We start from the raw sequence: 22,413 nt of genomic DNA, 5'->3' as shown, positions 1-22,413 counted from the left end.
GGACAGCATCGACGCCGTGGGATGAGAGGGCGCTGTGAATGCGACATGTGACGTTCTCGTGGATGCCGCGCATCGACGTCGCCCTGGTGACGAGCCGTCTGTCGCCGCGTCACTCGTGGACGTCGTCGTCGTCCTGGGTGCTGAGGTAGAGGCGGTGGCTCGTGACGATCAGCGAGAGCCAGCCGATGCCGCTGACCCAGCCGACGGCCACGTCGGTGAACCAGTGGGCCCCGAGCAACACGCGGGACAGCCCCACGACGCCGGCGGTGCCGGCCGCGGCCCCGACGAGGGCGACCTGCGGCAACTGCTTCTCCTGCCGGAGAGCCAGGAGGTAGGCGAGCACCCCGAGGATCGTGGTCGTGTTCAGGGTGTGGCCCGACGGGAACGACGGGGACTTCTCGAACGGCGGGATGGCCTCGTGCCGGTCGGGCCGGTTGCGCTTGATGAGCCTCTTGCCGACGACCGTCATGGCGAGCGACCCCGCCCCGGCCGCCACGACGAGGACGACGGGGCTGGGTTGGCGGTCCCGGAAGCCGAAGGCGGCGGCGGCTCCGACGGTGACGGCAGGCAGGACGACGGGGCCGAAGACGTGGGCGATGGCGGCGGCCGCGCCGTTCGTCGCCGGGCTCCGGAGCCTCTTTGCGCGCTCGAGCGCCGGTCGGTCGAGGCTCTCGATGCCGTCTCGACCCGTGACACCGTCGTAGATGTAGGCCGCCCCGGCGGTCGCCGCGAGGGCGATGCCTCCGCCGACGGCGAGCGTCGCGACCAGGGCGCGACGGGCGCCGACCTTCTGCGCGACGGCCTTGTGTCGCGACGCGAGGCGCCGGCCCGGCCTCGAGCGCCACTCGGTGAGGTCGCGACGGCCGATCTGCCGGTCGTAGCGGGTCGTGCGGGCGGTCTCAGCGGCGGTCGGCATGACCCCACCCTGGCCCCTCGGCGATCCGGGCCTCCAGGTAGCGTTGTCCCCGGCCGCCTGAGCGCATGGGCATGGTGGCGGGCGCCAGCGACTCCCCCACGCAGGCTCGGCGGCGTCAGCACCGTTCCCATCAACCGGAAGGCTCCTCATGGTGTTCTCGATCACCCTCCTCGTCCTCGGGCTCGTCGGCATCGTCGGCGGAGTCCTGATCGTCCGTCAACGGGACGGCGGCAGCCCCCTGCCGGGCGTGGCGATCACTGCGCTGGGGGCGGTGGCGGCCGCACTCGGCATCGCACTCCTGGCCCTGCCCGAGCTGCCCGCGTAGCCGATCGGCACGCGCGAGGAATGCCCCCGGACGGGCGCGCGCACCGCGGGGCCCCGGGGGTTCGAGTCCATCCAGGGGCATCGTCGCGAAGCGACGTCAGGTGCCCCTGAAGGGGACGGCGCGCCAGCGCTGTCGGGCCGCGCGGGTTCGAGTCCCGGAAGGGGTGCGACGAGCGCCAGCGAGGAGTGCCCCAGGACGGGCGCGCGCAGCGCGGGGCCGCGCGGGTTCGAGGCCCGCAAGGGGCTCGACGAGCGCAAGCGAGGAGTGCCCCTGGAGGGACTCGAACCCCCAACCCTTTCCTTAGGACGGAACTGCTCTTCCATTGAGCTACAGAGGCTGACCGTCCGAGTCTACCGAAGCCGCGCCTCCTGCTGTCCGGCCCACCATGAACCCGGTTTCGAACGATGCACCCGGAGGCAACCGGGTGCTTCGTTCGAAACCGGGTTCATCGGCAGGCGGACGAGCTGCCAGCGGAGGGCGCCACCCTCACGCGGCCGCGAGGTACTCGTCCCAGTCCGCCTGCGTCCGCTCCATGCCGCGCACGACCCAGTCGACCCCGTGCGGCGGCTTCGGCGTGAAGAGCAGCACCCAGCCCATCTCGTGCGGGGTGCGGTCGCTCTTGAGGTTGTTGCACCGGAGGCAGCACGCGACGAGGTTCTCCCAGCTGTCCGCCCCACCTCGCGACCGCGGCTGCACGTGGTCGATCGTCGTCGCGGCCCGCCCGCAGTAGGCGCACCGGTGCGAGTCACGCCGCATGACGCCGCGCCTCGAGACGGGGATCTGACGGGTGTGCGGGATGCGTACGTACCGCGTCAGCACGATGACCGACGGGCGGTCCCACGACGTCACCGCCCCGAGCACGGGGTGCTCCGCATCGGCGGCGACGACGGTCGCCTTCTGGCTCATGACGAGGACGAGGGCCCGCCGGTCGGAGACCACGGCGAGGGGCTCGTAACCGGCGTTCAGGACGAGAGTGCGCATGCTTTCCCTTTCGAAGCACCCTGGACGGCTTCCAGGGATTCGATCTCTCGGGGTGGCGCAGGCCCAGCAGGCCCGCCGATACGAAAAAAGCACCGTCACGGGGACGGTGCTCTGTCACATGGCGGGGTGTCGTATGTGCTCGTGCGACAGCGCACCCATGGTGCGGGTGGCGGTCGAACGAGGCATCTGACGCTCCTGGTCTCAGCGGAACTCCGAGATCGCCAGGCTAAGCCCCGAAGAGCCGCTCTGCCAAGGGGCAGGGCGGCTCTTCACAGGGTGTTCAGGCGCAGGAGGCGCGGGTCGCCTACGCCCCGTAGCGCACGTAGTGCACCGCGGAGGTCCACAGCGGTCGCACGCTTACCGACCCACCGGGTTTCGGCGCGTCGAGGATCATGCCGTTGCCGGCGTAGAACCCGTCGTGCGACCCGTCGTTGAAGATCACGACGTCGCCGGGCTGCGCCTCGGCGGCCGAGATCGGCGTGCCCATGGCACCCTGGCGCGTGACCGAGTGCGGCAGAGAGATGCCGTACTGCGAGTAGACGTACATGACGAAGCCCGAGCAGTCGAAGCCGGCCGGGGTCGCTCCACCGAAGACGTAGGGCGTGCCGACGTACTGCAAGGCCGTCGCGTAGACGGCACTCAGGCTGAACGCTCCGGGCGTCGCGACCGTACCCGTCGCCGAGCTCGTCGCGGCGGCCACGTTCTGGGCAGCCGTCGGGCCCGTGTAGCTGGCGTAGCTCGCGGCCAGGGCGGCACGCTCGGCCTCGCGCTGGGTGGCCAGTGCCGCCGCGTTGAGGTCGGCCTGCGACGTCGCCGTGTACCCGTCCCGGGTGGCGTCGGCGAGGGCGACGTCGTCGCCGACCGCGACGCTCTGCGCGTGACTGGTCGACGTGGTCGTCGACGCGGCGCCGACGCTCGGGCCGTTGGTCGCCGCCGGGTTCGACGCGAACGCCGGCAGGGCCATCGTGCCGATCAGGCCGGCGGTCAGGGTCATCACGGTCACCGAGACCACGCTGCGCTTGACCGAAGGTCGGCCCGAGCGGGTCACGGGCGCGGCGGCCTGGGCTCGACGCAACGACGAGCGGGTCGGCAGATCGGCGGGGGTGCGGGTGGCGACGGTGCGGTTCGGGCGCACGTCGGGGGTGTGGTCTGAGCCGGGGAGGGTCAAGAGGGTGGGTCTCCTGCGTCTCGACAGCTTTCGGGAAGCTGTCCCGTCCGTTCGTTCGTATCGCGACGACACACGGCAGGAGACGGGCGTGAGAGACGTCCTGCCACGGGTCCGGCGGCCGGTTCAGCAGCCTGGGGACTCAGCGACTGTAGCCCAGCGACCCCTGCGAGATCATCCTCGAGAGGGATATTTGTAACGAATCGGTAAACGACTGCGTGATCCGGCGCAGAACGCAGGAGGCGCGGCGCACGGACGCAAGAATCCCGCGTGGCTCGTCGGGCCGGTCGGAGCCGGGTGGTCGGGTCAGAGCCCGACGTAGATGTGCTGCGCGACCTCGGTCGGCAACTCGAGGCCCTCGTCGTGGCCCTCGACCTTGACGAAGACGTACGACCCCGCCGAGCGGAGGGTCGCGACGCCGCCCGGCAGCACGCCGGCGCCCTGCAACTGCTGAAGCAGCTCGGGCTCGAACTGGACGGGCTCGGCCAGGCGACGGATCGGACGGGTGACGCCCTCGGGGTGCTCGGCGAGCACGGCCACGAGGTTGACCACGCCGTCGAGGAAGCGCCCCGCGGGAGAGTCGCCGAGCTCGTCGAGCCCGGGGATGGGGTTGCCGTAGGGCGACTCGGTCGGGTGGTCGAGCATGTCGAGCAGGCGTCGTTCGACCTGCTCGCTCATGACGTGCTCCCACCGGCAGGCCTCGTCGTGGACGTACGCCCAGTCGAGGCCGATGACGTCGGCGAGCAGGCGCTCGGCGAGGCGGTGCTTGCGCATGACGTGCGTCGCCTTGGTCCGCCCGTCGTGCGTGAGCTCGAGGTGGCGGTCGCCGGAGACGACGACAAGACCGTCGCGTTCCATGCGGGCGATGGTCTGCGACACGGTCGGACCGGAGTGGCCGAGACGCTCGGAGATGCGCGCACGCAGCGGCACGATGTTCTCTTCTTCGAGGTCGAGGATCGTGCGCAGGTACATCTCTGTGGTGTCGACGAGATCGGTCAACAGGGGCCTCCCGGTGGAACACGTGGACTACCCCACAAGCCTACCGGCTGCACGCTGGGCACCGCGCCGCGTCAGTAGGATCGAGCGCATGGCGGACATCCGGATTCCCACTGACCTCTTGCCCACCGACGGCCGCTTCGGCTGCGGCCCCTCGAAGGTGCGGGCCGCCCAGCTCGAGCACCTCGTCACCGCCGGGGCGACGATCCTCGGCACCTCGCACCGCCAGGCGCCCGTGAAGGACCTGGTCGGCCGCGTCCGCGCCGAGCTGGGCGAGCTGTTCCGCCTCCCCGACGGCTACGAGATCGTGCTGGGCAACGGCGGCTCGACCGCCTTCTGGGACGCCGCGGCGTTCGGCCTCGTCGAGAAGCGTGCCGAGAACCTCTCCTTCGGCGAGTTCGGTTCAAAGTTCGCCAAGGCGAACGCGGCCCCCTGGCTCGAGGCCCCCCACGTGATCACCGCCGAGGGCGGCTCGCTGGCCGAGGTCGAGGTGCTCGAGGGCGTCGACGTCTACGCCTGGCCGCACAACGAGACCTCGACCGGCGTCATGGCGCCGGTCACCCGGGTCGCCGGCGACCCCGGCGCCCTCACCGTCGTCGACGCGACGAGCGCGGCGGGCGGCATCGACTTCGACGCCTCGCAGGCCGACGTCTACTACTTCGCCCCGCAGAAGAACTTCGCGAGCGACGGCGGCCTCTGGTTCGCGCTCTTCTCCCCCGCGGCGATCGAGCGCGTCGAGCGGATCGCCGCCGGCGGCCGGTACGTCCCCGAGTTCCTGAGCCTCAAGAACGCCGTCGACAACTCGCGGCTCGACCAGACGCTCAACACGCCCGCCCTGACGACCCTGCTGCTGCTCGAGGACCAGACCCGCTGGATGCTCGAGAACGGCGGCCTCGCCTGGGCCGACGCCCGCACGCGCGAGTCGTCGTCGGCGCTGTACGACTGGGCCACGGCATCCGAGTACGCCACCCCGTTCGTCGTCGACCCGTCGCACCGCTCGCAGGTCGTCGCGACCATCGACTTCGCCGAGTCGATCGACGCGGCCGCCATCGCCAAGGTGCTCCGCGCCAACGGCATCGTCGACACCGAGCCCTACCGCAAGCTCGGTCGCAACCAGTTGCGCGTCGCGACCTTCACGGCCATCGAGCCCGACGACGTCCGCCAGCTGATCCGGTCGATCGAGTTCGTCGTCGACGCCCTCTGACCGGTCGCCCGCACGACGAAGGCCCCGACACGATCGTGTCGGGGCCTTCGTCGTGATCCGACCCGGGCGCAGGAGGCGCGGGTCGGGTTCGAGGGACTACTTGCGTCGCCTGCTCAGCGGGTCCTCGTCCTCGCCGTCCCAGTCGTCGTCGTGCGACTCGTCGTCGAGGTCGGCCTCGGGGTGCGCGGCGGGGACGACGGGTGCGTCCACCGACGTGGCGTCACCGTCAGCGTCGGAGTCGTCGACGAGGTCGTCGATGTCGACCCCGTCCACGTCGCCGCCGTGCACGATCGACCCGTGCTCGTCGTCGGACTCGTCCTCGTCCTCGTCGTCCGAATCGTCGTCCGAGTCCTCGTCGTCGTCTTCGGACTCGTCGTCGTCCTCGTCGCCGTCGTGCGCCTCCTGGGCCTTCATCTCGGCGAGACGGTCGGCCCACGGCACCCAGTCCGGGGCGAGCAGGGCACCGTCGCCGGGCATCAGCTCGGCCTCGAGCACCGAAGGCTCCTCACCGTCGAGGTGGGCGACGCTGACCGTCCAGTGCCAGCCCGGGTACCCGGGAAGGAGGGTGGCGAAGCGCACCGAGGTGACGCCGGGCTCGTCGTCGACCGGGTCGGCCTCGGCGCCGATGGTCTCGTCGGGCGTGATCTCGGTCAGGGCCCGGCGGGCGAGCTCGGACCAGGGCGTGCGCGGGGCGGCCTCAGGCATCGAACGAGTCCGCGACGGTGCGCAGCAGCACGGCGATGCGGGCGCCGTTCTGCGGGTAGCGGCCGTGGCGCAGGTCGCCGCCGGCCTTGTCGAGCACCTTGACCAGGTCCTCGACGATGACGGCCATGTCGTCGGCGGAGCGTCGGTTCATCTTGGCGAGGCTCGGGGCGGCTTCGAGCACGCGGACCGACAGGGCCTGCGCGCCGCGCTTGCCGTCGGCGATGCCGTACTCGAGGCGGGTTCCCGCCTTGACACCCACGGTGCCGGCGGGCAGGGCCGACGCGTGGAGGAAGACCTCTTGGCCGTCATCGCTGCTGATGAAGCCGAAGCCCTTCTCGTCGTCGTAGAACTTGACCTTGCCGGTGGGCATGACTGGACCTCTCGTGAAGACGGGTGACCCTGGGGGTGGGTCGCCCCAGCTTAGATCGCCGGGTAGGGCCGCACCGCACTATCGTTGACCCGTGGCCAAGAAGATCGAGACGAGTGCGCCCTCTGCCGTCAATCGTACAGAGCGCGTCCTCCTCTTCATGATCCTCGCCGTCGTCGTCGTCTCGGTCCTCGCGTTCTTCACGAGGTTCGTCGGCGCGGCGACGGGTGTCACCGACTTCACCGCGGGCGTCTGGCCCGCTCTCACGATCCTGCCCCTCATCGGGCTCCCGATCGCCTTCGCGATGCTCCTCGCATTCGTGGTGGCGAGCGCCGTGCGTCGCAGCCGCGACTCACGGGGCACCAGACGGTAACCGCAGACCCGGGCTGCACGACGGCTGGAGGCCTCGACCATGGCTAGTGCACTCGACCTCGCGGGCGTCCTGCGCGCCATCGGCGACGACGACCTGCTGCGCCGACTCGCGCGGCGGCAGGTCCGGGCGTCGAGCGTCCACGACGCCTTCGACCTGGCCGACGTCCTGCTCGAGCCGGCCAGCGTGCGGGACGCACTGGCCCACCTCGACCGCGTCTCACTGATCGTGCTGCAGGTCCTCCGCGTGCCGGGCGACGTGGACGCGGTCCACGACCGCATCGACGCCGCCTTCGAGGTCGACCGCGAGACGGTGTCCGCCGCGCTCGACCGCGTCGACGAGGCGTTCCTCGTCGTCCGCCGCGGCGACTCCGTCGCGACCCTCGACGCCGTGGCCGAGCGCCTCGACGACGACCCCGCCCTGGCCCTCGACGTCCTGACCTCCGCGCGACCCCCGGTGGTGCTCGAGACCGTCCTCGACCAGGCTCGCGACGACGCCGACGCGCGCTCGGCCGAGCGGCTGTACGCCGTGGTCATCGAGGTGGCCGAGATCCTCCGAGCCCTCGAGCAGTCGCCGGCCCGAGAGCTCGCGAAGGGCGGCCTGGCGCTGCCCGAGACGAGGCGGCTCGCCGAGGCCGCCCGCATCGACGTCGACGACGTGGCGACCGTGCTCGCCATCGCCGTGCGGGCCGGCTTGGCCGCACCGAGCCCGGACGGCTGGGTCGTGGCCGCCGACGCGACCGACTGGCTCCGCGCCTCCTGGCCCGACCGGTGGCAGACGCTGACGCGGGCCTGGCTGGGCTCGCTGCCGGCCGAGATCCTCACGGTGCTCGAGCAACGCGTCGACACCTCGTGGGGGCTGCCGCTGCGCGAGTTCTCCGACTGGTCCTACCCGGCCGGGGGCAGCTGGATCACCGATCGCATCGCCGCCTTCTCGCGCAGCGCCGAGGTGCTGGGCCTGACCTCGGACGACACGCCCACCTCGGCGGCCGTCGCCCTGTTCCGCGAGGGTCCCGCCGCGGCCCGCGCCCGGGTGGCCGCCCTGCTGCCGGACGCGGTCGAGCAGGTCTACCTGCAGCACGACCTCAGCGTCGTGTCGCCCGGGCCCCTGTCGCCGGCCATCGACTCCCGGCTCCGCGTCATCGCGGCCGTCGAGAGCGCGGGCCTGGCGGCCACTTACCGCATCACCGAGGGCGGACTGCAACGTGCCCTGAGCGAGGGCGAGACGGCCGAGACCCTGCGCGAGTTCCTCGGCGGCATCTCGTCGACGGGCATCCCCCAGCCGCTCGACTACCTGATCCAGCAGAGCGCCGAACGGCACGGGCGTTACCGCGTGCGGGCGATCGCGCCGGGCAGCGCACCCGAGGGCGTGCCGGGCGACGCGCTGTCGCTCGTGGTCGCCGACGACCGTGCGAGCCTCGACACGCTCGAGGTCGACCAGTCGCTCTCCCCCCTCGCCCTCACGCGCGTCGACGCGACGACCGTCGCGAGCCGGTTCGAGCGCGACACCGTCTTCTGGTCGTTGAGCGACGAGCGCTACCCCGTCGTCGTCGTCGACGAGGGCGGCGCCGAGGTCGCTCCGCCGTCCCGCCGTCGACCCCGGCGGCCGACCCCGGTCGAGACGCGCGACCCGCTGCGTGAACTCGTCCAGCGCCTGCACACCGACCCCGGCTCCGGTGACGAGTCGACCGACCGTGCCTGGATCGCCCGCCAGCTCGACGCTGCCGTGAAGGGCCGACTGACGGTCACCGTGACCGTCGCGATGCCCGACGGCAGCACGACCACGCTCGACATGGAACCCACCGGCATCGGCGGCGGACGCGTCCGCGGGCGCGACAAGAAGTCGGACGTCGAGCGCACGCTGCCGCTCAAGAACGTGGTGGCGGTCGCGAGTCGCGACTGAGGCGGGTGGCCCTCGCCGGCCGCCCCGCGCCTCCTCGTCCGTCGGCGGCCCCGCCCCGGCTGTGAGAGGCGGCAGGAGGCGCGCCTAGACTCGTCCCTCATGACCGGACCCCTGATCGTGCAGAGCGATCGCACCGTCCTGCTCGAGGTCGCGCACGAGCAGGCGGAGGACGCGCGGCACGACCTCAGCGTCTTCGCCGAGCTCGAGCGCGCCCCCGAGCACGTGCACACCTACCGCATCACCCGACTCGGGTTGTGGAACGCACGGGCGGCCGGGCACAGCGCCGACGACATGCTCGGCACGCTCGAGAAGTACAGCAAGTTCCCCGTGCCGCAGAGCGTCAGCGTCGACATCGCCGAGACCGTCGCGCGCTACGGCCGCATCGTCATCGAGCGCGACGGCGACCAGTTGCTGCTGCGCGGCACCGACAGCTCGGTGCTGAGCGAGGTGACCCGGGCCAAGAAGATCGGCGAGCTGCTCGGCGTCAAGCGGGCGGACGACCTGTGGGAGCTCCTGCCCTGGGCCCGTGGCGAGGTGAAGCAGCAGCTCGTCAAACTCGGCTGGCCCGCCGAGGACCACGCCGGCTACACGCCCGGCACCCCGCACGCCATCGACCTCGACGAGAGCGACTGGCACCTGCGCGGCTACCAGCAGAAGGCGATCGACAACTTCTTCGAGGGCGGCTCGGGCGTCGTCGTGCTCCCCTGCGGCGCCGGCAAGACCCTCGTGGGCGCCGGGGCCATGGCGGCCGCCGGCACCACCACGCTGATCCTCGTGACGAACACCGTCTCGGCACGGCAGTGGCGAGACGAACTGCTCAAGCGCACGTCGCTGACCGAGGACGAGATCGGCGAGTACTCCGGCTCGGTGAAAGAGGTCAAGCCGGTCACCATCGCCACCTACCAGATCCTCACGGCCCGCCGCGGGGGCAAGTACACGCACCTCTCGCTGCTGGACGCTCTCGACTGGGGCCTCGTGGTCTACGACGAGGTGCACCTGCTGCCCGCGCCGGTCTTCAAGCTGACCGCCGAGCTGCAGGCCCGCAGGCGCCTCGGCCTCACCGCGACGCTCGTGCGCGAGGACGGTCGCGAGAGCGACGTCTTCAGCCTGATCGGCCCCAAGCGCTTCGACGCCCCATGGAAAGAGATCGAGGCCCAGGGCTTCATCTCGCCGGCCTCGTGCTACGAGGTGCGGGTGGACCTCCCCCAGGAGGCGCGGCTCGAGTACGCGGCGTCCCCCGACGACGAGCGCTACCGGCTGGCCGCGACGGCCCCGGCCAAGCTCGACGTGGTCAAGCACCTCGTGGCCCGTCACGACGGCGAGCAGATCCTCGTCATCGGCCAGTACCTCGACCAGCTCGACGAGCTCGCCGCGGTGCTCGACGCCCCCACGCTGACCGGCAGCACGCCCGTCGACGAACGCGAGCGCCTCTACCAGCGCTTCCGCGACGGCGACCTCAAGGTGCTCGTCGTCTCGAAGGTGGCCAACTTCTCGGTCGACCTGCCCGAGGCGACCGTGGCGATCCAGGTCAGCGGCTCGTACGGGTCCCGGCAAGAAGAGGCGCAGCGACTCGGCCGCCTGCTGCGGCCGAAGAAGTCGGGCCTGCCGGCCTCGTTCTACACGCTCGTCAGCCGCGACACGGTCGACCAGGACTTCGCACAGAACCGCCAGCGCTTCCTGGCCGAGCAGGGCTACAGCTACACGATCCTCGACTCGCCGGTGGTCGCCGCGTGACCGACGAGCAGGGCGCCGACCTGCCCCTGGGCGACGACGATCTCTGGCGCGACAGCCTCCGCCGGGTGTTCGCCGCCGACCAGGCCCCGTTCGCGACCTTCGGACCCCTGGTCGCCTCCCTCGACCACGACGCCATGGAGTTCCGCGGCCAGGTCGCCCGGTTCGCCGAGTGGGACCCGTCGGTCGTCGTGTCGGTCGCCCGCACCTACGAGGTGCAGGGCGGACTCCACGCGGGGGCGACCCTCAGCATCGTGACCTGGAGCCCCGACCCCGAGGTGATCGAACGCAGCGACCTGCTCGCCGGCTCGCCCGTCAAGGACCACCTGTTCGCCGGGCTCACCGCGATCGGCGCGACCGACGACGCCTCCGAGGCCCAGGTCGTCGCCGCCTCCGTCGAGGAGTTCCCGGGGTGGCAGATCACGCGGGCCTCGGGCTACACGGCGGTGCTCGAGCGGCGTGAGGGCGTGGACTTCACCCTGGCCGTGCCCGACGAGCTGCTCGAGCTCACCACGCGCGTCGCCCTGGTACCCAACGTCGAGTGGTCCGGCCCGGACGACTGAGCGACCTGCCGTCTCGGCCGCCTGAGGGCTGCCGCTCCGCCCACGTGCGGGTGACGCTCCTCCGGCTCACAGGAAACACCGAGGAGGCGCGCAGATACTTGGGCGCATGAGTGACGGCCCCAAGATCCTGATCGTCGACGACGAACCGAACATCCGCGACCTGTTGACCACCAGCCTGCGGTTCGCGGGCTTCGCCGTCCGTGCGGTCGGCAACGGTGCGCAGGCGATCTCGGCGGTCCTCGAAGAAGAACCCGACCTGATCATCCTCGACGTGATGCTGCCCGACATGAACGGGTTCGGCGTCACCAAGCGCCTCCGCTCGTCGGGTTACACCTCGCCGATCCTCTTCCTCACGGCGAAGGACGACACCGAGGACAAGATCACGGGCCTCACGGTCGGCGGCGACGACTACGTCACCAAGCCGTTCAGCCTCGACGAGATCGTCGCGCGCATCAAGGCGATCCTGCGTCGCACGATGAACGAGGACGAGGACGCCATCATCCGCGCCGGCGAGCTGACGATGGACCAGGACACCCACGAGGTCACCATCGGTGAGACGGCCATCGAGCTCAGCCCCACCGAGTTCAAGCTGCTCCGTTACCTCATGCTCAACCCGAACCGCGTGCTGTCCAAGGCCCAGATCCTCGACCACGTGTGGGAGTACGACTTCAACGGCGACGCCGGCATCGTCGAGAGCTACATCTCGTACCTGCGTCGCAAGCTCGACCAGTTCTCGACGGAGCCCATCATCCAGACCAAGCGGGGCTTCGGCTACATGCTCAAGGCCACGAAGGCCTGATCACCAGCCCTGGTGCGTGAACACGACGACGCCCGACCGCCCCGAGCGGTCGGGCGTCGTCGTCCGTGCTCCGACGGGCGGGGTGTGCCCAGCCGGTTCCGCTAGCGTCTGTCCTCATGCACGCTCGCCTCTCGCAGTGGTGGAACGAGATCTCCATCCGCACCAAGATCACCGGCATCACGGTGACCCTGGTCACCCTCGGCCTCGTCGTGGCCGGCCTCGGCACGATGACCGTCCTGAGCACCTATCTGATGGGACAGGTCGACACGTCCCTGCGCAACTCGGCGACCAACTTCACCAGCGCCTCGTTCGACCAGGCGGACTCCCGCTCGTGCACCGTGAACTTCGCGGGCCTGACCAGCAGCTACGTCGCGATCCTCGACGACGAGGGCGACCTGATCTGCGACACCCGTTCGCAGCTGTCGAGTGCCACCGACGCCCCCGACCTCACGGGCGTCGGCGTCGCCGGCGCTCCCCTCGACGAGGCCTTCAACCGGTACAACTCGAGCCGCGACAACGAGTGGCGCCTCTTCGCCCACGCGGCCGCCCTGCGCTCGACCGACGCCCAGGGCAGCGTGACGACCGTGCCCGCCGTCATCGTGGCCGGAACCAACCTGGCGGGCACCAATGCGACGATCGGGCGCTTCGGCGGCATCTTCCTGGGGTTCGGCCTCTCGGTCGTCGTTCTCGGTGCCGCCCTCACCCGCCTGCTCGTCACGTCGACCTTCGCGCCGCTGCGCGACGTCGAGGCGACCGCGGCCCGCTTCGCCGACGGCGACTTCACCCAGCGACTCGACTCGACGACGCCGAACACCGAGGTCGGACGACTGAACCGGTCCCTCAACACGATGCTCAACCGGATCGACAGCGCCTTCGACGACCGCGCCAGGACGATCGACCAGATGCGCCGCTTCGTCGGCGACGCGAGCCACGAACTCCGGACGCCGCTCGTCTCCCTCCGCGGCTACGCCGAGCTGTACCGCATGGGTGCGCTGACCAAGCCCGAGGACGTCGCCCAGGCCATGGACCGCATCGAGAAGGAGGCCATCCGCATGGGCGTGCTGGTGCAGGACCTCCTCGCCCTCGCCCGTCTCGACGAGTCCAAACCGCTCGAGCTCGGTCCCGTCGACCTCGTGCAGCTGGCCCGCGATTCGGCCCTCGACACCATGGCGTCGAACCCGGATCGAGACATCGACGTGATCGTGCTCGAGCCCGTCCTCGCCGCGGTGCCGGCCCTGACCGACGGCGACGAGACACCGGCCGACGGACGCTCCCCCGAGGCCGCACCACCGGCCGCGAGCACCCCGACCGCAGGCACTTCACCCACGGATGCCTCACCCGGCGCGACGGGTGCGATCTCGTTCGCGGGCGCGACCCTCGCCCGCCTCCGCAGCCTGAGGGCTCGCGCCGTCCGCAACGGCGACACGGCCACCGCCGCCCAGCTCCAGGGCGAAGTGCAGAGGTTCGAGGCCCCGGCCATCGTGCACGGCGAAGAGAACAAGATCCGCCAGGTGATCACCAACCTGATGGGCAACGCCATGCGGTTCACCGAGGCGGACAGCCCGATCGAGCTCGTGGTGCAGTCCGACCCCGGGCGTGGTGTGGCCACCGTCGCCATCGTCGACCACGGCGAGGGCATCCCGCCGCAGATCCGCGAGAAGATCTTCCAGCGGTTCTGGCGGGCCGACTCGTCGCGTACCCGAGACACGGGCGGCAGCGGTCTCGGCCTGGCCATCGTGTCCGGCATCGTCGCGGCCCACGGCGGCTCGGTGGACGTCGACGACACCCCCGGGGGTGGAGCCACGTTCCGGGTCGCCCTCCCGCTGATGCCCGCCGACGCTCTCACCCCGGCCGAGCCCTCCGTCGCGACCGCGTAGCCCGACCGACCCCGGCCCGCACCGGACGCCGGACGCCCCGCGACCCGTGCAACCGGCCCACGACGCCAGGAAGTGGACACCGCACCACGTCTTCTCGTGGCGCCGTGTCCACAACGTGGTGTCGTGTCCACACCGTGGTGTCGTGTGCACTTCTGGCGCCGTCCGGAGCCGGTGCCGAAGCCCGGCCGAACCGCGCCTCACGTCCCTCCCCCCGGCAACGCCGAAGGGCGGCTCCCCCGGAGGGGAACCGCCCTTGAGCGTGTGCGCGGTGTGAGCCGCGCGGCTGCGGACTAGAAGTCCATGCCACCCGAGGGGTCGCCGGCCGGGGCCGGGTTCTTCTCGGGCTTGTCGGCGACGACGGCCTCGGTCGTGAGGAACAGACCGGCGATCGACGCGGCGTTCTGCAGAGCCGAACGCGTGACCTTGGCGGGGTCGATGATGCCGGCGGCCAGCATGTCGACGTACTCGCCGGTCGCGGCGTTGAGGCCCCAACCGATGTCGAGCCCGCGGACCTTGTCGGCCACGACGCCGGGCTCCATGCCGGCGTTGAAGGCGATCTGCTTCAGGGGAGCGTCGATCGCGACACGGACGATGTTCGCACCCGTCGCCTCGTCGCCCTCGAGCTGCAGGTTCGCCAGCGCGGTCTTGCCGGCCTGGATGAGGGCGACGCCACCACCGGCGACGATGCCCTCTTCGACGGCGGCCTTCGCGTTGCGCACGGCGTCCTCGATGCGGTGCTTGCGCTCTTTCAGCTCGACCTCGGTCGCGGCACCCGCCTTGATGACGGCGACGCCACCGGCGAGCTTCGCGAGGCGCTCCTGGAGCTTCTCGCGGTCGTAGTCGCTGTCGGTCGCCTCGATCTCGCTGCGGATCTGACGGACGCGGCCGGCGATCTGCTCGTCGTCACCAGCACCCTCGACGATGGTCGTCTCGTCCTTGGTGATGATGACCTTGCGGGCACGACCGAGCAGGTCGAGCGTGGCGTTCTCGAGCTTGAGACCGACCTCTTCGGCGATGACCTGACCACCGGTGAGGATCGCGATGTCCTGCAGCTGCGCCTTGCGACGGTCGCCGAAGCCGGGGGCCTTGACGGCGACCGACTTGAAGATGCCACGGATCTTGTTCACGACGAGCGTGGCCAGGGCCTCGCCGTCGACGTCTTCCGCGATGATGAGCAGCTGCTTGCCCGACTGGATGACCTTGTCGACGATCGGCAGCAGGTCTTTGATGTTCGAGATCTTCGAGTTGACGATGAGCACGTAGGCGTCTTCGAAGACGGCTTCCTGGCGCTCGGGGTCGGTGACGAAGTACTGCGACAGGTAGCCCTTGTCGAAGCGCATGCCCTCGGTGAGCTCGAGCTCGGTGCCGAAGGTGTTGCTCTCCTCGACGGTGACGACGCCCTCTTTGCCGACCTTGTCGATCGCTTCGGCGATGAGCGCACCGATGGTGGGGTCGGCGGCCGAGATCGAGGCCGTGGCAGCGATCTGCTCTTTGGTCTCGATGTCCTTCGCGTCGGCCAGCAGCTGGTCGGAGACGGCCTGGGCGGCCTTCTCGATGCCGCGCTTCAGCGAGATGGGGTCGGCACCGGCCGCGACGTTGCGCAGACCTTCGCGGACGAGGGCCTGGGCCAGCACCGTCGCGGTGGTCGTGCCGTCGCCGGCGACGTCGTCGGTCTTCTTCGCGACCTCTTTGACGAGCTCGGCACCGATCTTCTCGAAGGGGTCGTCGAGCTCGATCTCTTTGGCGATGGAGACGCCGTCGTTCGTGATGGTGGGGGCGCCCCACTTCTTCTCGAGCACGACGTTGCGACCACGCGGGCCGAGCGTGACCTTCACCGCGTCGGCCAGGATGTTCAGGCCACGCTCGAGGCCACGACGGGCCTCTTCGTCAAAAGCAATGATCTTAGCCATGTGTGTTTTTCGTCCCTCCCGGACGTCATGAAGCAGAAGCATTGGCACTCACGTGTCGCGAGTGCCAGCAACGATTCTGGCACTCGCCCGATGAGAGTGCAAGTGACGTGGCGGGGCCCGGACGCACGAGCACGCCGCCACGGCGGACCGTGACGGCGTGCGGCGAGGCGTCGGTGCGTCGAGGCGCACCGGTGGGCGTCAGGCGAGCCGGACGGACTCCGCCTGCGGCCCCTTGTCGCCCGTGCCGACCTCGAACACGACGGCCTGGCCCTCTTCGAGGACCTTGTACCCGCTCATGTCGATGGCCGAGTAGTGCACGAAGACGTCCTGGCCGTCTCCCTCGACGGTGATGAAGCCGAAGCCCTTCTCCGCGTTGAACCATTTCACGGTCCCGTTTGCCATGGTGTCGCTCCCCTTGCTGTGGTGGTACGGCGCGTGCGGTGCTGCAGAGCCGGGTCGTCGACGCAGTCATCTGCGAGCCCGGACGGGACAGCGTCACTCGTGCAGAACACCAGGTCGGCGAGCCGTGGGAGGCGACCAATTCCAGATGCTAGCCACGGGAAAAGCGGAAGAACACACCTCGAACGAGAAACACCCGCAGAAAACGAGGATTTCACCGGTAATTAAACGCGGGCGTAACACGGGAGGCGCGGTGAGGGCCCGACGGGACCCGCGCCTCCTCGGTCCGGGCCGTCGGTGAGGGCCCGGTCAGGAGCTGTAGTCGGCCCCGAGGACGATCGTGACGGCGGCCCCCGGGAAGGCCGCGCTCGCCTCGACGTCGGTGATGCCGAGCTGCTGGGCGAGCCCGAGCGCCGCGGCCTCGTCGTCGGCCGCCGAGTAGTAGACGGTGGAGGTCGCGACGCGCTCGCTGGCGTTGCCCTGCGTGCCGACGACCCAGCCGGCGGTCTCGAGCCGCTCGGAGGCCGAACCGGCGAGCCCGGCGGTGGCCGTGCCGTTCAGCACGGTGATCGTGGTGACCGCGGGGTCGACCTGCGAGGGGTCCGTCAGCGGGGCCACCGTCGGCGTGGCCGAAGGGGTCGCCGTCTCGGTGTCGGGCGCCTGGGCCTCGGCGGTGCCGGACGCCGACGGGTTGACGAACTGGAAGCTGTTGTTCGCGACCCCGAGGTACACGACGCCGGCACCGACCAGCACGCCGACGGCGAGGGCCGCCCAGGCGAAGCCGATCCAGCCGCTGCCGGGGCGCTTCTCGGCCCGGTGGGCCCCGACGCGGTCGAGGTCGGCGGGGACGTCGTCGAACCGGTCTCGGTCGAATTTCGGCATGCGTGGTCTCTCGTGGATCAGCGGGTCGGACCGAACGAACGGGTCGATCGGGCGTCGTGGCGGGCGACTCGCAGGCGCTGCAGGCGGCCGACGAGCATGGGTGCGTAGGCCAGTGCAGCGGGTCGGTCTATGAGCGAGTTGAGCAACTGCTGGTAACGGACGACCCCGAGGCCGAACTCCCGACGGATCGCGGCCTCCCGGGCACCGGCCGAGGCGGGGGCACGCTGTTCGAAGTCCAGGACGGCGCGGTCACGTTCGGACAGCACGCTCGAGCGCACGTCGTCACCTGTCGCGTTCTCGTCCATCGTGGCGGCCCTCCCCTGGGTTCCGGGTCATCCTATGGGCGGCGCCCCGACCGATCGCGGAGGCCGGGGGCGTGGTCCGACAACGCGTCCAGCCGCCCGAGGCGCCGCCGGTCGCCTCGTGCCGTGACCCGTCGACCCGCGGTCAGGCCGTGAGGTGCAGCCGCGTGCCGTGGGCGTCCCCCACGCCCAGCACCCGGCCGTCGAGGGCGAGGGCCGCGAACGCGTCGTCGGCGGACACCCCCGGCGGCACCTCGGCGACCACGTCCGTCAGCAGGTCGCGGCGCTCGTACGAGATCCACCGTGCACCCAGCCGGCCGACCTCGTCGACGAAGGCCTGGCGCCGCCGCCCCGGCAGGTAGACGAGCGTGCCCGTCGAGACCACGACCGGCGTGGCGTCCGTCGGGGCCTCGTCCACGAGGGCGGCGAGACCGTCGACGGCGTCCGCCGCGACGAGCCGAGGAGGCGCGGTGCGGGCGAGCGCGACGGCCCGCCGCAGCAGGTCCCGTCGATCACCGCGCTCGGGCGGCAGCAGGGTCTCGAGCCAGGCCACCCGCTCGGGGTCGCGGACGTCGACCGGGTCGAGGTCGATCCCCGCCCGCCAGACGACCTCGGGCAGCCGTCCCGTCGGCAGCTCCGCCCGGCAACGGGTCGCGCCCGCGACGACGTCGATCCCGAGCTGCACCGTGCTCGACGCGTCACCCCAGGCCCGGTCGCCCGAGCGGTAGCCGTAGCGGTCGACACCGAGGCAGAGCCCGGCCGAGGCGCCGACCTCGATGAGGGCGATCGGGCCGGGCACGCGGGCCAACGCGATCGACAGCGGGGCGCAGCGGCGCACGTCGTTGGTCTGGGTGAGTCGCCTGCCGAGCTCGGCCACGACGTCGTCGGAGCGGGCGAGCAGCCAGGGCCTCAGCGCCGACCACGACCCGTGCGGAGCACCCAGCCACCGGCAGACCGCGAGGACGAGGACGGGCTGGCCCCGCGCCTCCTCGGCCCGGTCGACGACGGCGAGCGCCGTCGGATCGCCCGCGATGCCCCGCGCGAGCTCGGCCTGCGACGGCGACCCCTCACGGTCGAAGGCGAGGGCCGCGGCCAGGAAGCGGTCGGAGGTGCTCACGACCAGGAGTCTGACAGCCCGGTGGGGGCCGGGGAATCGTGCACCGGTCGACCGTGTTGAATGAGGAGTCCCGACAAGCAAGGAGATCATCGTGGCGTACAAGATCGAGAAGACCGACGAGCAGTGGCGCGAAGAGCTCGACGCCGAGCAGTACTCCGTCCTGCGGGAGGCCGCCACCGAGCGCCCCTGGACCGGTGAACTGCTCGACGAGAGCCGTGCCGGCGTCTACGCCTGTGCGGCGTGCAGCGCCGAACTGTTCAAGAGCGGCACCAAGTTCGACAGCGGCTGCGGCTGGCCGAGCTTCTACGAGTCGGTGAACCCGGACGCGGTGCAGTTGATCGAGGACAACTCGCTCGGCATGACCCGCACCGAGGTCCGGTGCGCGAACTGCGGCTCGCACCTCGGCCACGTGTTCCCCGACGGTTTCGGCACGCCGACCGGTGACCGTTACTGCATGAACAGCATCTCGCTCGACTTCAAGGCCGCCGAGTAGTGAGCGCCGTCGCCGACGCCGCCCGGCGTCGACGGTCACGGTCCAAGGTCACCGACGCCGCCCCGACGCACGAGCAGCTGCTCGACGCCGTGCGGTCGGCGGCGACGGTGGCGGACCACTCCGAGTTGCGCCCGTGGCGGTTGATCGAGTTCCGCGGAGACGACCGGCTCGTCGTGGGCCGGTCGCTGGCCGACGCGGGTGGGGCCGAGGGCCACGCCCGCGACAAGCTGACGCAGAAGGCGCTGCGGGCACCGCTGATCGTCGCGGTGGTCGTCTCGCCGCGCGAGAGCCGCAAGGTGCCCTACTGGGAGCAAGAATCGGTCGCCTCGGGTGTGGCGCACCTGCTGTCGCTCGTGCTCGACGACGAGGGGTGGGGCGTGTTCTGGCGGACCGGCGTCCTGACCCGGGCCCCCGAGGTGGCGACGGCGCACGGCCTGCGCGACGGCGAGCAGTTGCTGGGTTGGCTCTACGTGGGCGGGCGCGACGGTGACGACGCGAAGCCGCGGAAGCTGCTCGACCCCGAGCAGTTCGTCAGCACGCCCTAGTCGGTCGATGCCCCTGCGGGCACCGACCCGGTCACCAGGTCTTGTGGCTGTTGCCGATCACCGTGATGGGCAGCCAGAACGAGCCGGTCATCAGGACGATGCCCCCGAAGAAGACGAAGGCGTTGGGCTCGCCCGAGCCGAACGAGTAGGCGAACAGGGCGAAAGCGACGAAGAGCATGGCGAGCGAACCGAGCGCGGTCAAGATCGTGGACAAGGGGGCTCCTCAGGTCGGTGCGTCCGGCGGGCGCGGTGCGCTGCGTCTACTTCACCACTTCTCGGCCTCGGAACGCCAATCCTGCACCGACCGCATCCTCCAGGCCGAGTGAGGAGGCGCGGGCTGGGTAAGATGGGCACGCTCCGCCGGCCTGGCGCAATTGGTAGCGCATCCGACTTGTAATCGGAAGGTTACGGGTTCAAGTCCCGTGGCCGGCTCTCTTCTCTCGTCGTCCCGACAGGACGCGTGCGGCTCAGCCCTCGAGGGCGACGAGCAGGTGACGCAGGCCGTCCGCGACGGCCGCGCGCGCCTCCTCGGGCAGTGCGGCGAGGATCGCCCTCTCGTCGGCGAGCTGCACCTCGAGCACGCGGTCGATCAGGCGGCGCCCGGCAACGGTCGGCGCGACGAAGTAGCCGCGGTGGTCGGCGGGATTGGCCGTGCGATCGACGAGGCCTGCCGCGAGCAGGCCCTTGACGCGTTTCGTAACGGCCGGCGGCGACAGGAGCGTCTCGTCGGCCAGTTGCGTCGGACTCGTCGGTGCGTCGCGTCGGGTCAGGGCCGCGAGCAGGTCGAAGTCCGCCCGCCCCAGGCCGAACTCGGCGAGCAGATCGTCGCTGCGCCGCTGCACGATGCGCGCGAGCCGGTTGACGCGGCCGATGACGGGGATGGCCGAGACGTCGAGGTCGGGCCGCAGCTCACGCCACCGGTCGTGGACGTCGTCCATCGCGTCGCGGGGCTCGGCGTCGGTCATGCCCTTGAGCCTACCGATGGTTCACGAGTAAAGTAGCCCTCAGATCATTCACCCGTGAAGCAGTTCGACGACGAGCGCCCACGCCGCGTCGACCAGAGGACCGCCCCATCACGACCACGACCCCCACCCACCGCCTGCTGCCGCACCCACGCGACCTGGTCCGCTTCGGCCCACACGACGGCGCCCACCGTCCGGCCGCCCGCGTGGCCGTCTCGGTGCTCGTACCCATGGTCGTCCTGGCCCTGATCGGGCACGTCGAGTGGGCGCCCTATGCGGTCTTCGGCGCCTTCGCCTCGGCGTTCGGCCGAGGGCTCCCCCGCCTCCAGCGGCTCGAGATGCAGCTCGAGGCCGGGCTCTCCCTCGTCGCCTGCGTGGTCCTGGGCACCGCGCTGGCCGCCTCGGCGGCCCCGGTCTGGGTGCTGGTCGTCACGATCGGTCTCGTCGCCGGCGTCACGTCGGCCGTCTCCGACCTGCGCCGGTGGAGCCCGCCCGGCCCGCTCTTCTTCGTCTTCGGCCTCGGCGTCTCGGCGTTCGTGCCCGCGACCGCGTCGACCGTCGCGGTGGCCGCGGTCGTCGCCCCGGCGAGTCTCGCGCTCGCCCTGCTCGCCTCGCTCGCAGGCGTGCTGCTGCCCGCCGGTCGCCGCGCGCTCGCCACCGTCGACGGACGCCGATGGAGGCGCGGCCCGCGCCCCCTGGACGGCCGACGGACGATCGTCCACGCTTCGGTCTGCCTGGTGTCCTCGATCGTGGCCGGGCTGATCAGCCTCGGTCTCGGCGTGCAGAGCCCGTACTGGGCGATGGTGTCGGCCGTGGTGCCCGTGGTGGGGACCGCGACGGCGGGCCAACTCGTGCGGGCCGGCCACCGCCTCCTCGGCACCCTCGTCGGGGTCGGCCTCGCCGCCCTGCTGCTGGCCTGGCACCCCGGGGTCGCCGCCCTGATCGTCGCCTTCGGCGTGCTGCAGTTCGCGACCGAGCTGCTCATCGTCCGCAACTACGGGCTCGCGCTCGTGTTCATCACGCCCATGGCGCTCGGCATGCGGGCACTCGGCGGCGCACCCGTCGACGTGGGCGCCCTCGTGGCGGCCCGGACGGCCGACACCGCCATCGGGGTGGGCGTCGTGGTCGTCGTGCTGCTCGCGACGCACCGACTGCGGCGGCCGCGCCCGGAGGCGAGCGCCTAGGCCCGGGCAGGCCCCGGTCGGTGGTCAGACCTGGCGCGCCCTCGCCCGGCGGCCGTCCTTGCTCCACCACACCAGGTCGGCCACGCCCTGGGCCACCAGCAGCACGGCCACGATCAGGATGATGACGGTCAGCGCCTGGACCGGCACCCCCGAGGCGATGTTGAGCACCTGGACGACGAGGCCGAACAGGCCGATCAGCACCTCGAAGACGGCGGGCACCACGGCGCCCGTCTTCGTCAGGGTGAACCAGGGTCGCCGCAGGTCGCTCATGCACCCGAGGGTACAAGGTGCGCGGGCTACGATCGCCGGGACCCCGATCCGCCGAGGAGGCACCGTGCGACGACGCGACGTCCACGTCGACCCCGACGTGCCGAACTGGCTGCTCACCAAACGCGGCGGCCTCGCCCTGCCCCTCGTCACGTCGTTCTGCGCGCTCGTCGTGATCGCGAGCATCGTCGCCGCCCTGACGGTCGGCGGCGGCCACGTCACCGTCGTCACCGTGATCGTCGTGGCCGCCGGTCTGGGTGCCGTCACCTGGGCCGTGGCGGACCTCGTCTGGTGGACGCGCGACGACCGACGCCGCGTCGTCCGGCTGCCCCGCGACCCCGAGGCCTGACGCCGGAACCCCCGGTCACATGCCGTTCAGGGCATGGACGTGCCCCGTCAACCTGGCAACCACCCAGCGTCCGTCGCCGTAAACTGACGGATGCACCGGACC

Annotated in this window: 26 protein-coding genes and 2 tRNA genes; 13 read left to right on the top strand and 15 right to left on the bottom strand. The window is 71.2% G+C overall.

Annotated features, from left to right (window positions below; translation table 11 throughout):
• Nucleotides 1–109: 109 nt before the first annotated feature.
• Complete coding sequence (locus IFT88_RS03935; RefSeq protein WP_192118972.1) at nucleotides 110–916, bottom strand: phosphatase PAP2 family protein; 807 nt, start codon at nucleotides 914–916, stop codon at nucleotides 110–112.
• A gap of 148 nt (nucleotides 917–1,064) precedes the next feature.
• On the opposite strand from IFT88_RS03935, the gene IFT88_RS03930 reads away from it, so the two are divergent.
• A complete protein-coding gene (locus IFT88_RS03930) occupies nucleotides 1,065–1,241 on the top strand; it encodes a hypothetical protein (protein ID WP_156155457.1) in 177 nt (58 codons plus the stop codon).
• Between the two features lie 265 nt (nucleotides 1,242–1,506).
• On the opposite strand, the gene IFT88_RS03925 is transcribed toward IFT88_RS03930, so the two are convergent.
• From IFT88_RS03925 to IFT88_RS03910, 4 genes are all read right to left on the bottom strand, one after another.
• Nucleotides 1,507–1,578, bottom strand: a tRNA-Arg gene (locus IFT88_RS03925).
• A gap of 149 nt (nucleotides 1,579–1,727) precedes the next feature.
• Nucleotides 1,728–2,222, bottom strand: coding sequence for an HNH endonuclease (locus IFT88_RS03920; RefSeq protein ID WP_192118970.1), 495 nt, complete (start codon nucleotides 2,220–2,222; stop codon nucleotides 1,728–1,730).
• A 304-nt stretch (nucleotides 2,223–2,526) separates the two neighbouring features.
• Nucleotides 2,527–3,357 carry an NlpC/P60 family protein gene (locus tag IFT88_RS17345; RefSeq protein WP_199858875.1) on the bottom strand — a complete coding sequence of 277 codons (831 nt, stop codon included), beginning with the start codon at nucleotides 3,355–3,357 and terminating at the stop codon, nucleotides 2,527–2,529.
• Between the two features lie 336 nt (nucleotides 3,358–3,693).
• Nucleotides 3,694–4,386, bottom strand: a complete 693-nt coding sequence (locus IFT88_RS03910) for a metal-dependent transcriptional regulator (RefSeq protein ID WP_192118968.1) — start codon at nucleotides 4,384–4,386, stop codon at nucleotides 3,694–3,696.
• Between the two features lie 88 nt (nucleotides 4,387–4,474).
• On the opposite strand from IFT88_RS03910, the gene serC reads away from it, so the two are divergent.
• Nucleotides 4,475–5,587, top strand: a complete 1,113-nt coding sequence (gene serC / locus IFT88_RS03905) for a phosphoserine transaminase (protein WP_192118966.1) — start codon at nucleotides 4,475–4,477, stop codon at nucleotides 5,585–5,587.
• A gap of 96 nt (nucleotides 5,588–5,683) precedes the next feature.
• Here serC and IFT88_RS03900 read toward each other — a convergent pair whose 3' ends face one another.
• Nucleotides 5,684–6,292, bottom strand: a complete 609-nt coding sequence (locus IFT88_RS03900; RefSeq protein ID WP_192118964.1) for a DUF3027 domain-containing protein — start codon at nucleotides 6,290–6,292, stop codon at nucleotides 5,684–5,686.
• Entirely contained in the window at nucleotides 6,285–6,662 is a 378-nt protein-coding gene (locus IFT88_RS03895; protein ID WP_043593516.1) for a cold-shock protein, read from the bottom strand. The genes IFT88_RS03900 and IFT88_RS03895 overlap by 8 nt, the downstream gene beginning before the upstream one ends.
• Nucleotides 6,663–6,753: 91 nt before the next feature.
• On the opposite strand from IFT88_RS03895, the gene IFT88_RS03890 reads away from it, so the two are divergent.
• The 6 genes from IFT88_RS03890 to IFT88_RS03865 all read left to right on the top strand — a co-directional run bounded on the left by IFT88_RS03890 (nucleotide 6,754) and on the right by IFT88_RS03865 (nucleotide 13,901).
• On the top strand, nucleotides 6,754–7,032 hold the full coding sequence (locus IFT88_RS03890; RefSeq protein ID WP_192118962.1) for a multidrug ABC transporter ATPase: 279 nt from the start codon (nucleotides 6,754–6,756) through the stop codon (nucleotides 7,030–7,032).
• A gap of 39 nt (nucleotides 7,033–7,071) precedes the next feature.
• On the top strand, nucleotides 7,072–8,931 hold the full coding sequence (locus IFT88_RS03885) for a helicase-associated domain-containing protein (protein WP_192118960.1): 1,860 nt from the start codon (nucleotides 7,072–7,074) through the stop codon (nucleotides 8,929–8,931).
• A 99-nt stretch (nucleotides 8,932–9,030) separates the two neighbouring features.
• Nucleotides 9,031–10,665 carry a DNA repair helicase XPB gene (locus IFT88_RS03880; RefSeq protein WP_043593519.1) on the top strand — a complete coding sequence of 545 codons (1,635 nt, stop codon included), beginning with the start codon at nucleotides 9,031–9,033 and terminating at the stop codon, nucleotides 10,663–10,665.
• Nucleotides 10,662–11,225 (top strand): hypothetical protein, encoded by a 564-nt coding sequence (locus IFT88_RS03875; protein ID WP_192118958.1) that lies wholly within the window; start codon nucleotides 10,662–10,664, stop codon nucleotides 11,223–11,225. Before IFT88_RS03880 ends, IFT88_RS03875 begins: the two co-directional genes overlap by 4 nt.
• 106 nt (nucleotides 11,226–11,331) lie before the next feature.
• Complete coding sequence (locus tag IFT88_RS03870) at nucleotides 11,332–12,024, top strand: response regulator transcription factor (protein ID WP_043593521.1); 693 nt, start codon at nucleotides 11,332–11,334, stop codon at nucleotides 12,022–12,024.
• Between the two features lie 116 nt (nucleotides 12,025–12,140).
• Nucleotides 12,141–13,901 (top strand): sensor histidine kinase, encoded by a 1,761-nt coding sequence (locus tag IFT88_RS03865; RefSeq protein WP_056228856.1) that lies wholly within the window; start codon nucleotides 12,141–12,143, stop codon nucleotides 13,899–13,901.
• A 290-nt stretch (nucleotides 13,902–14,191) separates the two neighbouring features.
• On the opposite strand, the gene groL is transcribed toward IFT88_RS03865, so the two are convergent.
• The 5 genes from groL to IFT88_RS03840 form a co-directional block, all read right to left on the bottom strand.
• Complete coding sequence (gene groL / locus IFT88_RS03860) at nucleotides 14,192–15,811, bottom strand: chaperonin GroEL (protein WP_043593524.1); 1,620 nt, start codon at nucleotides 15,809–15,811, stop codon at nucleotides 14,192–14,194.
• 198 nt (nucleotides 15,812–16,009) lie between these two features.
• Nucleotides 16,010–16,213 (bottom strand): cold-shock protein, encoded by a 204-nt coding sequence (locus tag IFT88_RS03855; RefSeq protein WP_043593527.1) that lies wholly within the window; start codon nucleotides 16,211–16,213, stop codon nucleotides 16,010–16,012.
• Between the two features lie 306 nt (nucleotides 16,214–16,519).
• Complete coding sequence (locus tag IFT88_RS03850) at nucleotides 16,520–17,092, bottom strand: LytR C-terminal domain-containing protein (protein WP_056228853.1); 573 nt, start codon at nucleotides 17,090–17,092, stop codon at nucleotides 16,520–16,522.
• Between the two features lie 17 nt (nucleotides 17,093–17,109).
• The gene (locus tag IFT88_RS03845; protein ID WP_043593530.1) at nucleotides 17,110–17,397 is read right to left on the bottom strand and encodes a DUF3263 domain-containing protein; all 288 of its coding nucleotides are present in this window, start codon (nucleotides 17,395–17,397) and stop codon (nucleotides 17,110–17,112) included.
• Between the two features lie 142 nt (nucleotides 17,398–17,539).
• Nucleotides 17,540–18,511, bottom strand: a complete 972-nt coding sequence (locus IFT88_RS03840; RefSeq protein WP_192118956.1) for a DUF2332 family protein — start codon at nucleotides 18,509–18,511, stop codon at nucleotides 17,540–17,542.
• A gap of 91 nt (nucleotides 18,512–18,602) precedes the next feature.
• Between IFT88_RS03840 and msrB the strand changes: the two genes are divergently transcribed.
• Both msrB and IFT88_RS03830 read left to right on the top strand, forming a co-directional pair.
• The gene (msrB, locus tag IFT88_RS03835) at nucleotides 18,603–19,004 is read left to right on the top strand and encodes a peptide-methionine (R)-S-oxide reductase MsrB (protein WP_043593533.1); all 402 of its coding nucleotides are present in this window, start codon (nucleotides 18,603–18,605) and stop codon (nucleotides 19,002–19,004) included.
• Entirely contained in the window at nucleotides 19,004–19,549 is a 546-nt protein-coding gene (locus tag IFT88_RS03830; protein ID WP_192118954.1) for a nitroreductase family protein, read from the top strand. The genes msrB and IFT88_RS03830 overlap by 1 nt, the downstream gene beginning before the upstream one ends.
• 31 nt (nucleotides 19,550–19,580) lie before the next feature.
• Here IFT88_RS03830 and IFT88_RS03825 read toward each other — a convergent pair whose 3' ends face one another.
• Nucleotides 19,581–19,763 carry a hypothetical protein gene (locus IFT88_RS03825; protein ID WP_043593536.1) on the bottom strand — a complete coding sequence of 61 codons (183 nt, stop codon included), beginning with the start codon at nucleotides 19,761–19,763 and terminating at the stop codon, nucleotides 19,581–19,583.
• A gap of 145 nt (nucleotides 19,764–19,908) precedes the next feature.
• Between IFT88_RS03825 and IFT88_RS03820 the strand changes: the two genes are divergently transcribed.
• Nucleotides 19,909–19,981 (top strand) — tRNA-Thr (locus tag IFT88_RS03820).
• Between the two features lie 35 nt (nucleotides 19,982–20,016).
• Here IFT88_RS03820 and IFT88_RS03815 read toward each other — a convergent pair.
• Entirely contained in the window at nucleotides 20,017–20,514 is a 498-nt protein-coding gene (locus tag IFT88_RS03815; RefSeq protein ID WP_192118952.1) for a MarR family winged helix-turn-helix transcriptional regulator, read from the bottom strand.
• Nucleotides 20,515–20,717: 203 nt separating this feature from the next.
• Between IFT88_RS03815 and IFT88_RS17340 the strand changes: the two genes are divergently transcribed.
• A complete protein-coding gene (locus tag IFT88_RS17340) occupies nucleotides 20,718–21,695 on the top strand; it encodes an FUSC family protein (protein WP_192118950.1) in 978 nt (325 codons plus the stop codon).
• A 24-nt stretch (nucleotides 21,696–21,719) separates the two neighbouring features.
• Here the strand turns inward: IFT88_RS17340 and IFT88_RS03805 are convergent, their stop codons facing one another.
• Nucleotides 21,720–21,965, bottom strand: a complete 246-nt coding sequence (locus IFT88_RS03805) for a hypothetical protein (RefSeq protein ID WP_043593542.1) — start codon at nucleotides 21,963–21,965, stop codon at nucleotides 21,720–21,722.
• 64 nt (nucleotides 21,966–22,029) lie between these two features.
• Between IFT88_RS03805 and IFT88_RS03800 the strand changes: the two genes are divergently transcribed.
• On the top strand, nucleotides 22,030–22,311 hold the full coding sequence (locus IFT88_RS03800; RefSeq protein WP_043593543.1) for a hypothetical protein: 282 nt from the start codon (nucleotides 22,030–22,032) through the stop codon (nucleotides 22,309–22,311).
• The last annotated feature ends 102 nt before the right edge of the window (nucleotides 22,312–22,413 follow it).

This window comes from Frigoribacterium sp. CFBP 8751, from assembly GCF_014841545.1.
GTDB lineage: Bacteria > Actinomycetota > Actinomycetes > Actinomycetales > Microbacteriaceae > Frigoribacterium.
Note: the sequence above shows the minus strand (reverse complement) of the source record. Positions and strands in the feature narration are given on the sequence as shown.